A 13818-nucleotide genomic window follows, 5' to 3' on the forward strand; every position below is an offset into this window, starting at 1 on the left:
TTAATTACTAGTATTCAATGAGCTTCTTGTCAATTCCTGCAATTTCGCTGATCTTTGATATACCATCGCCGTTTCCTTCAAACAACTTGAGGAAGCGCTCACGCTGACTTTTAATGCTCGCGAGTTCTTTATCAACGGCAGACTCGATGGAGCAGGCCGACAATCTGCGCTGTCAGGCATTGATTTTTTTTCCAAAATAGGTTATTTTATAGAAAGCTTAGCGATAAGCAAGTTCCTGACACGAAGGGAGATGTGTTTTAATGGCAACTACTTATATGGTGGTTTGGTCTTAAAACTGAATAGTAGGCATACGCGAAAAAAGCGGGGAAACGCCCCAATTATTTGGTATGCCATCCGAAGTAACCTTTCGTGAATATTGCTGTTTGCAGGATACGATGAAGGTCGTGTCTTTTTTGCGTCCTGATGCCGCGTGACAGCAGCTTCTTTAGAGGCTGCTTGTCCGTGGCATTTTTGCGTCCAAAAACAACATTAAAGGAGCTAACAAAAAAACTATGATAAATCTGAAAACCTATGGCTATACAGAAATAGAAGCAATTCCCGACGGATTATTGCCCGGCAGGGTGACAGAGCTTCGGCGCGAGCGCTTCACGGTCATGACCGAGCGCGGCGAAGCAACGGCGGTGCTCAAAGGAGCATTCTATCACAGCGTGGAAACACGCGTAGATTTTCCATGCGTCGGAGATTTCGTCTTGCTGCAATACAACGAGAGCGGAGATTCGCTCATCGTTACGGTACTGCCCCGCCGTTCCAAGTTCTCACGCGCAGATTACTCAGGGCATGCCGTAGGCTACGCCAAAACCGTGCGGGAACAGGTCGTTGCAACCAACTTTGACTATGTGTTTATTCTTTCTTCTTTGAATTGGGATTTCAACGTTACCCGCCTCATGCGGTACCTGACACAAGTCAGACAGAGCGGAAGTCAGCCAGTCGTCATTCTGACCAAGGCTGATCTCGTTGAAGATTATAGTCTCCCGCTCGCAGAAGTTACACAAAGCATCCCTGATGTGCCAGTTCATGTGGTCTGCAGTCATACTGGCCTGGGGCTGAACGAACTCGCCCCCTACTTGATGCCTGGTAAAACAGTCGTCTTTCTCGGCATGTCCGGCGTCGGTAAATCATCTCTGCTCAATGCATTGATAGAACAGGACGTAATGAGGGTTCAGGCGATCCGAGAGGTTGATAGCCGGGGGCGGCATACGACAACGCACCGTCAGCTGTTCATGCTCCCCTCCGGTACGATGGTCATCGATACGCCGGGAATGCGTGAGCTTGGGCTTTTTGATGCCGGCGAAGGCATACGTGCAAGCTTTACCGATGTGGAGGAATGGTTCCCGCAATGCCGGTTTGCAGATTGCCGCCATCAGGGCGAGCCGGGCTGTGCCGTTCTCGCCGCGCTTGCCGACGGTTCGTTGCCGCGTGAACGGTGGGAGTATTATGTTGCCCAGCAGCATGAGCACAAGTATGTCCAGGATAAAACAAGCTACCTCATCGACAAGAGGGCTCGAAATAAAACGATAGCTATGTCAAGCAAGCAAACGAAGAAAAACGGAGGATGGAAGAAATGAATATTAAATTTGAAACGCTGATCTATGCCTTAAACCGACAGTTCAAGAAGGATATTATCTCGGCTGACTACCAAACCATGCCGTTACAGGGCGGAACTGTGGGAAATGTGCACCTGGTAAACGGGATCGCCGAAACCGCGGATGGTGAAAAAATGCCGTACCATATCGTGCTGAAAATTCAAAAGAAATGGGAACGTTACAACGATCCGGATTCCTGGCGCCGTGAATATGATCTCTATATGTCTGACTTGGGAATGACGTTCTCGGATACCTTCCGCTGGCCAACATGTTACCATGCGGAGATGAATACCGAAGAAAATGAATTCCAGCTGTGGCTGGAATATATCGATGGCGTAACCGGTTTAGACTTAACCGGTGACATGTATGAACAGGCGGCGCTGGAGTTAGGACGCTATCAAGGCAAGCTGTATGCGGAAAAGCCCGCTGTGCTGCAGAGCCTGACAAACCTGAGTCATGCGGATCTCATGAAGAATACGTATCTGCATTACCGGTCGTGGCCAGTCGTCTACGATTATATACGCTCGGAGGACTGTGAATTCCCGCAGCACATGCGGCAAATGCTCATCGACATCGATGAGCACGCAGATGAGATACTCGCCCGCATCGAGCAATTGCCCCTAGTGCTATGCCACCGGGACTTCTGGGTGACCAATCTGATCTATGCCGACGGGAAAATCGCGCTCATCGACTGGGATACATGCGGATGGGGCTACATGGGTGAGGATCTCGCAAGCTTGATTGCGGATGAAGCGGATATCGATCACATGGTCGAATACTACCAACGATGTGTCCCTGCGTATTACAACGGTTTTTCGGAGTATGCAGATGCATCCCCTATCGCCGATAATTGCGTCTTCGAATTGATCCTTCTCATATTCGGGTACAGGCTTGTAGAGTGGTATCTCCACACAGAGGGCGATGACGAGAAAACAAAGTGTCTTCATACGCTCCAAAAAATCCATGAAATGAAAACCAGCCCTGTGCAGGGTTAACTCTAAAAAAAAGAACTCCGAAACCCCTTGAATATAGGTGGGTTTTCGGAGTTTCTTTCATTACTCTCATTCGGTGAATCGACAATTGAAATAAAGTCCTAGACTGTCACTACTCCACTTAACTAACGTGTTCTGTTAGCGAAAAAGTTATTATTAACAGTCTTTTTTATAGGACAAAAAAGATTCTAGTTTAATGAATTGTTGTTTCGAGAACTCTGTCCAGATCATGTGATGCTTCAATAATGGCTGGCTCCAAATTGCTCAACCATTCGGAATACTCTAAACGTGTTACCATGGATGGATCCTTCCTTAGCTCCTTGCATCTCTTCAAATTATCTTTCCATCCGCTACTTAGATGTAAATGCCCCCAATCTGCTGCTTGGCTTTTAGACAAGATGACACCTTCCTGCCACCAAGCTATAAATTTAGAAGCTAATAGGAGCCAGTCGACGGAATGTAGACTATTTCCCTTGCCAAACTTCCGCATACACTTGGCATATTCCTTAAAAAAACTAATGAACTCTTCCTTCGAATACGATGGAATATTGTCTAGATGGGACTCACCATACAACAAGATACTCTGCTCCTTGATCGTGTGCATGGTGAACAGATCTAATTGATTTTCTGTCCAGTCGGATTCGCGCTTTGTTCCCCACCATAAGCCACTGCCCTTTTCCCCACTCAGCATATTAATCGTAAGAAAGGCACCCTCAAGCATATCGATATAGAGGTTGGGGATTTGTCTATCAACGGATCTTCTAAGAAGGGATGATCTATAATTGGATCTTTGTTTATTTAGAAATTCGATTTCATTTTGGCTTAGGTCCTCTCCAATTACGACGAGAAAATCCAAATCCCCGTATCCCGGGGATAAATCATTGTGTATGGCCGAACCGTAAAGGTAAATGCTTCGCAACTTTCTATAAAGTATGGCTCTCATATCTTTCACAAATATGGACAAAGATTGCTCAAGTATTTCGTCTTCAAAGGATTGGATAAACAATTCAATCGCTCCATTTTGAATTTCTATTTTTAGTAGCGTTCCCGTAGTTATGTATCTGCGATCACTCACAATAACCCAGTAATGCTTATGGGCTGATATCCGCTAATCTTTCGCCTTCTTTAGATTGTGACAGCATGACATCAGCCTCTGCTACAGCATTACGAAACAATTTGTCTGTCATTTCGATGCGATCTACTATATCTTCTAAGGTTTTTACACCATATAGCTTTTCCAAGATTAGTACCACTTCGACAGGAAAATCCCGAGATGCATGAACCAAGAAGCTGTCAGCTTGGAATGGTGTATAGATTATCCGAAGTACATCTACAAGTGGATTCACAACATACTTATGATAGTAAATCAACGACTCTAAAAAAAGCCCGCGTTTGGTATATTTGACAGCTCGGTTCCTTTGACTGTAAATACCCTGAGCACGTATCAATTGTGATTGAAGTTGTGAATGGTGAGTCGTGTGATCAACGTTTTGATACTTCACGATACCAGTCTTATCTATCAATATAACGGGTACGACAGTTTTGTCTTCGTTAATGAATAAAACAGGGACACTCTCACTTTGGATCGTCACGTCAACTAAGAGACTATCTGATGACTCCTGTAGGTGGTAAACCTTGTAGCGGTTATTTGTGGGTCGACCAGTTTCTTCATAGGCAATATCTACTTTTCCTAATCGACGCATACAGGCATCCAACCGGGTAATTACAGAATCTATGCAGCCTTCTTTTGTATAGCACACCAAATCGATATCAGAATACTCGTCCAAAGTTTTAGTACCATCTGAACCCTCTAGCCAGATAGCTAAAATATAATTTTCAATTCCAAGGTCTGATACAATTGCGTTTAGAATGGTCTCGCGGTTAATCGTCATAGCTAAACCTCCCATGTATTTTCATATAATAATAGTTTTATCACCGGTTTACTCCTGTCATTTTGGAAAGTTTTCGTTTTAAACTCTCTTTTTTAATAATTGAATCTTTTCAAATAATCACTAATTATACTCTGATCCTGATGCCACCATAACATTGGAAAATCATACTTTTTTGCAAACCCTAACTTTTTCGCTAGCTGTATTGATCGTTCATTGCCAGCGTCACAATTATAATTCGGCACTAGATTATGGTTCAGACAATGTTCGATAAATGCTACACCCGTGAGTGTTGCTAGCCCTTTATTCTGGTATTCATCCACGGTTACGATATCAATAGCTGCATACCCTCCACCCACAAAATAAGAATTGCAAACACTTGCAAAATCATCATCCATCACAAGACAGTAACCAAACCCTCGATCCGAAAAGTGTTGTGCCGAACTCCATAACGAATCATAAGAAGCGTCCATTTCATTCTTGTATTTATCGAATAGCGCTTTATCCATCCGTTTCATAACAAATTGTTCTGGCAATGCGTTAGGTTTTTTTAGATGTTGGAATTTGGATAGATCGAATGTAAAAGAAGAACGGTGCAATAATACGGTCTTTCCCGCTAAACTTTCGCTAATTTGAAACAGTAGTTCGGGTGTTGAAGCATAAAGATCGTAATATTTTGAATGATTTTGATCATTTCGCAAAAATTCAACTACATCGCTCATGAAGCACTCATTGTCGCCCCTCTTAACCAAAAAATACTGTCCATATGAATTGATAATAAGACTGCAGGTAGGATTTTCGTTGTGATCAACAAACACTTTTCCAGATTGATTTCGCTCAATTACGGAATACGCAAACACAGGTTCATATGCTAGATTTTTCAACAGTGGCAGAACGTGTGCGTAGTTTTCTTTAGATAATTCTATCATTTCATCTCTCCTTCAAATTTCATCATTAGATAAGTTCCTTGTTAAATTAACCTGAACACAGTTGAACAAATAAAAACGGCTGCCGAAGCAACCGCTATTACACTAACCTTCCCCGTTACCGGAATGTATCATCTCGAGCATAGTAATTCATACTTCATCTTCAAATATACTTTTTAAAATCAAATCTGCGCATTCTTCGGAAGTGTTTAAATGTGTATTGACAGTACAATTATACTGGATATCTTTTGCCATTATTTTGTGTTGCCAATCAGATTGGTCTTCGGTTCTATTTTCTCGTGCAATATTTCTCTGACGGCAAATGTCTAAAGGGCAAAACACTTCAACAATGTATAATGGGTAACCAGAAAATATATTGTTCACTTTTTCATAATGCGGTTTCAACTCAGGCCTTTCTACCATAATGCCATCAATAAGTACATTTTTACCATGGTCAGAAAATAATTTGGCTGTATGATACATCATGATAATTGCTTCACTTAAATACTTCCAATAATCTTCACGAAGATAACGTTCACCTATCATTTCTTCAAAAAGGTCATTGGCAACAACATAAAAAAATTCATGCGATTTTAACTGTAAAGCATCTACTATTGATGTTTTTCCAGAGCTCGTAACACCGTTCAAAAATACGATTCTACCCTTGTTCATCCTGTTAATGCCCCTTATTAATTCAATTAATCTCATTTTAATATTTAAACTGTAAGTCTGGAAATAAAAAACAACTATAATTGAACTATACTACCGTTAGTGAACAAATAAAAAACGGCTGCCGAAGCAACCGCTATTCCTCTATCGAGTCCCGTTAGCACAGCGAAGTGTTGTTACTGCACTAAACTGAACAATTATTAATCATTGCGAAAAAATACTAAGCACCAAATTGTCTTAAATGATGGTCTAGATGTTTATAAATCCCTTTACCCCATTGCTCAGGAGTAAACTTGCCAAAAAAAGGATGCGGATGGGATGAACATTTCTCCGGACCGTTTCTTTGGAAAGTTAAAATCTTTTGTTTCAGTTTTTCTCTTTCTGTCATAAAGTCTCTTTCATCTACAATAAGTATGGTCGGAATTGTTGACATATTGTGTGGTACCGGCTTGTCATTATAGAAAATAGAATTCACAAACCTTCCTATTAACCTTCCTAGCCAATATCTAGGGGGAAAGGAATTTCCCAATGCGATATCTTGAAATGCTGAGCAGTGAGCCAACATTTGAGCAACATTCATTGTTCCCCATTGTGGTTTTGAATTTGGACTTAAATTCTCGATACGGTTCAGTATTTCCGCTGTATGCAATTCATTATATATATTTTCCATTGGCACGCTCCATTAAATTTATCTGAGGAAGTTCATATATGGTGTAGACCGATGCGATTTCCTGCATAATCTAGAACCTTCTGGTTTGTCTATTATATTTATAATTGCTTCAGTACAATTCGACAGCACGTTGTCATTCTAATATTTACCATTTCCCATCAATCTATTCTTTGCTCACTATCCTGCCCATTAGTTGAACAAATAAAAAACAGCTGCCTAAGCAACCGCTAATCTACTAACGTTTACCTATGTCGTCCCTCATCAACCCTATTCTTCGCCACTACTCTTATATCTTCGTCATCATCGTTCAATAAAATAGTTAAAACTCGAAATGTCGCTTTTTTGTTATAGACAATTCGTTTTCTAACTGAGCTATCTAAATCTTTTGCCAGTTTCATTTGTAAACTTTCTGGTAGTCGATTTTTTGTAGCAACATTAAATCTAACCCTTTCATCTGCATCGTCAGCTAGAATTTCCATAATCTCAACAGGAATTGATTTATTATGTGCTACCCATTCACGCATTTCAGGGTACGTTTCAATTACTTGTAACCAAACCTCAAAAGGTGCTTCATCCCATGCAGCCTTCAGATATTCCTCCATGTTATCACTAAGCCTTAACCTTACAAATTCTTCAGCCGAATTAATCATCATTCAACCCCGATAAACAGATTTATTCACATTTTAACATAAAAATTTAGTTCAACTAACCTGCCGTTAGTTGAACAAATAAAAAACGGCTGCCGAAGCAACCGCTATCGGTTTACTTTCATCTTTGAAATGATAATGTTCATGATGGATCGTATCCATTCCAACCAACTTACTACTCTTTCTATGGTAATATGCGAAGTTATTATTTCGGAAAATCAGTTGAAGCATCAGCAACGAAAATCCCCCAAACATAATCATTTGGCATATAATTCACCCGTCTCCTTTATCGCTCAATAAGACAAAGAGCAGCTGCCGCGGCGATCTGCTCCTTGTTTTAAGTAACTATAGTTCCCCGTTAGTTGAAGAGACTCGAACGGCTACTACCAGACACTGTTAAAGAATTAAAAGGCCATGATTTTCCGCTTTCGCTTTTCTTATTTGTCTTCTTTTGGCATTGGCAATGGTACTTTCCAATCCAGGTCATAGCTCTTTTTTGCCAATTCTGAAGTAAGACTTAGCTTTTGAGGGAGTTCTTTCATTTCATCACTTTGCAATTTTATTCGGATATGGTTTCTGCCTTGTTCATCCTTTCCTATCATTTTAAAATTTCCACCTGTTACATTGTATATTTTGCCCTTTTCATCCTTTATAGTCCAACCAAAACGATTAATAATTTTATCTGTGTCATCATCCATTAAAATCGTATCTGCTACATTAATATATGATATATCCTTTAAATAAGCCTCTAGCAAAATAGTAGCGTGCTTCTCATTCTTTGGAGATGCTTCATTTAATGGTTCGTCAAAGGTTACGGACATGATCTTAATCGTTTTGCCATCCTCATCTACTCTTACAGGTTTTTCAGCAAGCTGTTTTGGCTCAAATGATACACCTAGCTCATACGGTTCTGTTTTTTCTAAAGAATCCAATACTAGTGTATATTGATGATCAGGAGACAGGGGAGCAAATCCATACTTCCGATTAGAATGACCGTATTCTCCCACGGCTTTGCGTGAAATATCAAGCGCCCTAGTTAAATCTTTTACTTTCTCTCCTTTTTCATTTTCAACATGAAAATTCAGTTTATAATCATCATAGCGAACATAAGGATCAACTGAATCTAGTTTTCCTTTCACTTGTTTACTTTCCTCTACTAATCTTTTCTTTGCCTCTTCCGTCCATTTCGTTTCATAATCCACACGGGCAGCAGTCGGTGAATGCATAATGCTATTTAGATTGATTTGCAGTCCCTGTGGTGTGGTATACGTCTTATCGATTGGTAGCACCTTGGATGCCTTAATTGCTTTTTCTAAATCAATAGGAATCTTTAAGGCCCAATTTCCTTTAACAGAGTCGATCTGATTCCCCTCGAACTGTAATAAAAGGTTTTGTTCTTCTGTTTCCCCCGGTTTTTTTAGAGTGAGATATCCGTAATTTTCTTGGATTTCTACCATATACGTTTTAGTTTCTTTAATCACATTCCCTTTCAAATCTGTTACCTCTACGTTACTTATGTGAAGCTTATCCGGATGAATAAAGTTCTTTTGCTGATCCTTGATCGAATAAACAGCCACAATTCTCATCGGATCAGCTAATATCTCCTCTATTTCAAGAGTATAGCCCCGATCAGTAACAGAGGCATTTACCTTCTGTGAAAAACCTTCCTGTGCTGCATATTGCAGTTCTTTATCAGAACCATTAAATAGCGATTTAACATAGGCCGCAAAGGTAGGACTCACCGATATCGTTAAAAGCAAAGCGCAGCTGATTAAGACAGGAAGTACCAAAGTGCCTAGTAAACGCGACCTTTTTCTTTTATAGGCTACCACTTGGTCAGGAATCACAAAACTAGGCTGATCCAATTCTCCAGCAACATTTTTTAGAGTTTGTGCAATTTGTTTGTCAAGATTAGTCATGCATGTTCACTCCCATCTCGGTAAATACCTGTGTTTCTTTGTTAACTTGTATTTTTTCAGCAATTAAGTTTCTGGCCTTATGTAGCCTTGATTTTACCGTTCCCTCAAATACACCAAGGATTTTTGCAATTTCAGCTATACTAAACTCCTCATAATAGTAAAGGATAACTACTGAGCGATGTTTCAGCGTCATCATCTGAATCGCTCGCCAAATCTGTTGCTCTTTCTCCTTTTGAAGAATACTCTCCAATGGGTTTTGCCCAGGGTCAATAGAGTCCAAATATTCTTCCGTATTTTTCTTTCTACGCACCATATTAAGTGCACGATGTGTCACAATTTTTATAAACCAAGCTCGAAACGATGTCCCTTTTCGTTTATCATATCGATAAAGTGATTTATACGCTTCCCATAGTGCTTCTTGAACGGCATCCTGAGCTAGATGATAATCATGGACGATCAAAAAAGCGACTCGAAATGCACTAGTTAAGTGAGGTTGAACAAGTGTTTCAAAATCAACTGGACCTCCTTCCTTGGGTATTGGAAAATGATGATTTTCTTTCACTTAAAAGACCTCCTCGTTTTTCCTTTCACTTCTTATTCACCAGTTCTCGTATTTTGGTTCATAAAAAGAGGAAAAAACTTTTCCCTCACTTGGGTGAACTGCTACTTGCGAGGTTATCAATAAATTTTCTGGTTTGAATTTCTTATCAGACTTTTTTGATGTTAATTCATTACGACAGCTATTAGAGAAATCACCCATCTTTTCATAATAACCGTTCAGCTGAAGAAGTTTTCAGCCTACATTATCCAGATTTATACTTAAATTATCCTGCCCTTTAGTTGAACAAAGGGCTACCTCTCGGCAGCCCTCTCATTATTGAACTATAGTTCTCAGTTAGTTGAGCAACTTGTAACTGCAATCATCTTAATCGCCTTTTATTAAATCGTTCTTAGCTAAATCGAAGGCTACTGCGAGATATCTTCACATTGCTGCATTAAAGAATATTCCATTTTCTTTGATTAATTTGAAGCTAGCGTTGATTCATGAACATGATTGTAGAAATGCCTTTTTTACGATGCGGATCAGGTACTTTTAACATACCGATATCAACTAAATGTTTGAGTACGAAGGCGAGTATGGTTCCCGACGCCATGCAGTTCTGTGACCAGTAACGCACATATTTATGTGCATGATCTGGTTGTCCTTCGAGGTTCACTTGATAAACAGCTTGATCCAATTTCGTGGCGGCTTCTTTGATTCGTTCGGACGGTTGCGGAATCGCCGCATGCAGACGTTCTCCTGTTTGCTTATCCTTGCAATAAACAATGTTAACTTCAAGGTCAGATTCCGTTCTCAGCAAATATTGTTTATCGAAAAGACGGCGATAGGCATCAATGTTTACATCGTTTTGCGGTAAATCTCCATTGATCACATGCATCAGACTAATGAAATCCGAACTCAGATTGTCTCGCCAACTGTCCTTCCTGCCACACCACCACGTATCGACCTGCCATGCCTTTATTGCAAACTCATCGGAATCCCGATTCATATTTCCACTATAATAATATTGTTTAGGATCAAAACTGACGTCAAACTCTCTGTGAATCGTTGCATGAGCGGCGTAATGCCCGCCATCTTTGCGGCTGACGGAAACCTCTTCATGGCTAACCCTATTGAGTTCTTTGAAGCTCAATTGATTACCAGCATACGGAATGAGACTCCACAACAGTAGATTGACATCGCCGCCAGGAATATAGACACCCGTCTCATGGAACACTTCACCCATCGAGAAAAACGTCTTGAAATAATGCTCGACTGCAATCTCTGCATATTCTTTGAACAATGGGTACAGTACCTCGCTTTTCATTGGGGACGGATCTTCTATGTACATATTGGTACGATACTTTCTACCCGGTAGTTTATCCATGAATCCGTATTCTTCCAGCAATTCGATTTCATCCTCTATAAATACAGGTGAAATGCCCAGCTCTTCAGCAATTTCATTGATCGTGAGTGGCTTGTGATACGTTGAGAAAGCAATGTTTTGTCTAATCGCCGTCGCTAAAAAGTCAGAGGTGTCGCCTTTGTTTCCTGGGGATCCGTTATGCCCTAAACCTGTCATGCGAATCGGGTTGATGCCGAGATTACCCATTGATCGAATGGTGTTCATTTTGTGTTTCAGCTCCTTTTTCGCTTCGAATAAATGCCATTTGATTGTGCCGCTAGAAAGACCCATCTCAGCCGCGATTTCACTAATTCTCATTCCACCGTAATAGTACTTGATAACGATTGCCCGTTGCTGATGAGATAAAAAAGCTATTTCCCGCCGCAAAGCGCCAGCCGTTTCTTGACGAATGATCTCGTCGAAACCCTGTTCTCTGGACATCACCTCTTGGTCATCAATCCGCATTTGGTTGGAAGCTTTCACTTTTTCGCCTACGAATTTCGCCCATACATAATGCGCAATCTTAAAGACGTAACTGTTCAGATCCAAGAAGTCTGATTTTTTAAGAAGCGCTTGGTATACTTCCAGTGTAATTCTTCCCGCCAGCTCCTCGGCTTCGGCGATCTTTCCCGTTTTGTTCAAAGCAAAACCATATAGCGGCTTGATGAAATCCTCGATGACACGGTCAGCATGTTGTTTATTCATGTTCTAAAAGCTCCTTCTTATCGGTGGCACTTAAATATATACTGCAGCGAAAACGAAAAAGGTTGGGGAGTTCAGGAAAAATTTATTCAACTATCCTTCCCTTTAGCTTAATGCCGCTCCCAATCTAGTTCTAGATTAGGCTTCTCATCAAATAAAAAAAGACCGTTTCGGTCTTTTGTGCAACTTCGAACACCCCAACTCATGTTACAATACAACCTGAACTCATACTTTAAGAAGGCGGTTGATACTGTTGATTTACATCATCAAATTTGTATACAGCTTTGTGCTTCCTCCAGGACTTTTCATCCTGCTTCTGCTCGGTCTTGTCATTTGGTTATGGAAAAAGAACCGTCGTCCTGCGCTTGTCCTGCTTGGCGTTACACTGCTTATGTATTTCTCCATGACTTCTTTAGTCAGCGATGCGTTAATCGGAGGTTTAGAACGAAAATATCCTCAACCGGATACATTGCAAGGAGATGTCATCGTTGTGCTTGGTGGAGGTGCAAGCTCTGGGACACCGGATATTGATGGCGAAGGCAACTTATATGGATCAGCAGCGAATCGGCTAATTACAGCTGTACGACTACATAATGCGAGTGGTTTACCCATCCTATTCTCTGGTGGACAAGTCTTCTCCGACAGCGGCAATGAAGCGGATATCGCCAAAAGACAACTCCTTGGACTCGGTGTCCCCGAAGAGGATATCCTGACCGACAATCAATCTCTTAACACGGAGCAGAATGCTGTAAATACCGCCGCAATCCTACAAGAGAAGGGACTTAAGCGTCCTGTACTAGTCACATCAGGGTTTCATATGCCCCGCTCGATGCAGCACTTCAAGAATGCAGGGCTAACAGCGCAAGCTTTTCCTACAGATTATATCGCCAGCGCTGAATTTTCGTTGCAACCCTCAAAGTTCACTCCTTCGCCAGGAGCCATCTCCACTACAGGCACAGCCTTGAAGGAGTATTTAGGTCTTCTTGTTGCTCATCTATTTAATTAGATCTGTGAATTTCGCATTTGTTACCCCTGCAAGAAGCTGCGGTGATACATCCATTTGTTGACCAATTTTTCCGGCGCTAACGGCTATCGTTTCCTGACTTTCTGCGCTGCTATCAATGAACGTTGGATATAGCTTTTTCATACCGACTGGTGAACATCCACCACGGATATAACCCGTCCACTTCTGCAAGTCCTTCACTGGCAGCATCTCAATCTTTTTCTCTCCGGCGGCCTTGGCCGCCTTTTTGAGATCCAGCTCCTCAGCAACCGGTATAACAAATACATAAAGATTTGCTCCGCTATGAGCGACCAAAGTTTTAAAAACCGTCTCTGCCGCCTTTCCAATCTTCTCTGCAACTGCCGTACCATGGATTAGTCCATCCTCGTTGTCATAAACAAACACTTCATATCCAATTTTCTTCGCATCTAGCATTCGCATCGCGTTGGTTTTGGTTACTGCCATATCTGATCTACCTCTCTTTAATCTATTCGATACTATATGGTCAAAGAGGCCCCAAAGCCAACATGGCTCACAGGACCTCTTATTGCTGCGTTCCCATTAATCTCTGGGATAATTAACTTGCATAATATCCATAAACGGAACTTTTTCGATACCTTCGTTTTTACTGATGTGTACTTTTCCTGTCCGCGAGTCCATTTCTACAATCGTTCCGCGCACCTGTTCTTCTTTTCCCCATACGGTCAATAAAATCTCAGAACCTTCTTGCTTCGCTTCAACTAGCTGATTGCCTAGCTCCTCAAGTACAAATTCATCTCTTGTGGGCCGCTTGGCCACTTTTGCTTTTGCCACTCTACTCCTCCAATAAGCGATTACAGGTATTAAGTATT

General features: G+C 41.2%; 15 protein-coding genes. 3 read left to right on the forward strand and 12 right to left on the reverse strand.

Annotation, left to right across the window (positions count from 1 at the left end; translation table 11 throughout):
• Nucleotides 1–512 precede the first annotated feature (512 nt).
• Together rsgA and MKY19_RS17835 are read left to right on the forward strand one after the other, a co-directional pair.
• Entirely contained in the window at nucleotides 513–1586 is a 1074-nt protein-coding gene (gene rsgA / locus MKY19_RS17830; RefSeq protein WP_339796543.1) for a ribosome small subunit-dependent GTPase A, read from the forward strand.
• A complete protein-coding gene (locus tag MKY19_RS17835) occupies nucleotides 1583–2599 on the forward strand; it encodes an aminoglycoside phosphotransferase family protein (RefSeq protein ID WP_339804380.1) in 1017 nt (338 codons plus the stop codon). The genes rsgA and MKY19_RS17835 overlap by 4 nt, the downstream gene beginning before the upstream one ends.
• Before the next feature lie 190 nt (nucleotides 2600–2789).
• Here the strand turns inward: MKY19_RS17835 and MKY19_RS17840 are convergent, their stop codons facing one another.
• The 10 genes from MKY19_RS17840 to MKY19_RS17885 form a co-directional block, all read right to left on the reverse strand.
• Nucleotides 2790–3671 (reverse strand): hypothetical protein, encoded by an 882-nt coding sequence (locus tag MKY19_RS17840; protein WP_339796545.1) that lies wholly within the window; start codon nucleotides 3669–3671, stop codon nucleotides 2790–2792.
• A 16-nt stretch (nucleotides 3672–3687) separates the two neighbouring features.
• Entirely contained in the window at nucleotides 3688–4488 is an 801-nt protein-coding gene (locus tag MKY19_RS17845; RefSeq protein WP_339796547.1) for a hypothetical protein, read from the reverse strand.
• A gap of 92 nt (nucleotides 4489–4580) precedes the next feature.
• Nucleotides 4581–5414, reverse strand: a complete 834-nt coding sequence (locus MKY19_RS17850; RefSeq protein WP_339796549.1) for a GNAT family N-acetyltransferase — start codon at nucleotides 5412–5414, stop codon at nucleotides 4581–4583.
• Nucleotides 5415–5561: 147 nt separating this feature from the next.
• Complete coding sequence (locus MKY19_RS17855) at nucleotides 5562–6083, reverse strand: AAA family ATPase (protein ID WP_076300624.1); 522 nt, start codon at nucleotides 6081–6083, stop codon at nucleotides 5562–5564.
• 217 nt (nucleotides 6084–6300) lie between these two features.
• Nucleotides 6301–6750 (reverse strand): DUF1569 domain-containing protein, encoded by a 450-nt coding sequence (locus MKY19_RS17860; protein WP_339796552.1) that lies wholly within the window; start codon nucleotides 6748–6750, stop codon nucleotides 6301–6303.
• Between the two features lie 242 nt (nucleotides 6751–6992).
• Complete coding sequence (locus MKY19_RS17865; RefSeq protein ID WP_339302216.1) at nucleotides 6993–7352, reverse strand: hypothetical protein; 360 nt, start codon at nucleotides 7350–7352, stop codon at nucleotides 6993–6995.
• Nucleotides 7353–7466: 114 nt separating this feature from the next.
• Nucleotides 7467–7634: a hypothetical protein gene (locus MKY19_RS17870; RefSeq protein ID WP_339796554.1), complete on the reverse strand. Its 168-nt coding sequence runs from the start codon at nucleotides 7632–7634 to the stop codon at nucleotides 7467–7469.
• A 200-nt stretch (nucleotides 7635–7834) separates the two neighbouring features.
• On the reverse strand, nucleotides 7835–9316 hold the full coding sequence (locus tag MKY19_RS17875; protein ID WP_339796556.1) for a DUF4179 domain-containing protein: 1482 nt from the start codon (nucleotides 9314–9316) through the stop codon (nucleotides 7835–7837).
• Nucleotides 9309–9878, reverse strand: a complete 570-nt coding sequence (locus tag MKY19_RS17880) for an RNA polymerase sigma factor (RefSeq protein ID WP_339241986.1) — start codon at nucleotides 9876–9878, stop codon at nucleotides 9309–9311. Before MKY19_RS17880 ends, MKY19_RS17875 begins: the two co-directional genes overlap by 8 nt.
• 469 nt (nucleotides 9879–10347) lie before the next feature.
• On the reverse strand, nucleotides 10348–11967 hold the full coding sequence (locus tag MKY19_RS17885; RefSeq protein WP_339796559.1) for an RNA polymerase sigma factor: 1620 nt from the start codon (nucleotides 11965–11967) through the stop codon (nucleotides 10348–10350).
• A 250-nt stretch (nucleotides 11968–12217) separates the two neighbouring features.
• Here MKY19_RS17885 and MKY19_RS17890 point away from each other — a divergent pair, with 250 nt between their 5' ends.
• Nucleotides 12218–12970 (forward strand): YdcF family protein, encoded by a 753-nt coding sequence (locus MKY19_RS17890; protein WP_339241988.1) that lies wholly within the window; start codon nucleotides 12218–12220, stop codon nucleotides 12968–12970.
• On the opposite strand, the gene ybaK is transcribed toward MKY19_RS17890, so the two are convergent.
• Both ybaK and MKY19_RS17900 read right to left on the reverse strand, forming a co-directional pair.
• The gene (gene ybaK, locus MKY19_RS17895; RefSeq protein ID WP_042189283.1) at nucleotides 12959–13432 is read right to left on the reverse strand and encodes a Cys-tRNA(Pro) deacylase; all 474 of its coding nucleotides are present in this window, start codon (nucleotides 13430–13432) and stop codon (nucleotides 12959–12961) included. The genes MKY19_RS17890 and ybaK overlap by 12 nt on opposite strands.
• A gap of 96 nt (nucleotides 13433–13528) precedes the next feature.
• Entirely contained in the window at nucleotides 13529–13780 is a 252-nt protein-coding gene (locus tag MKY19_RS17900) for a YolD-like family protein (protein ID WP_042189285.1), read from the reverse strand.
• Nucleotides 13781–13818 lie beyond the last annotated feature (38 nt).

The sequence above is a fragment of the Paenibacillus sp. FSL R5-0744 genome, assembly GCF_037972555.1.
Lineage (GTDB): Bacteria > Bacillota > Bacilli > Paenibacillales > Paenibacillaceae > Paenibacillus_AQ.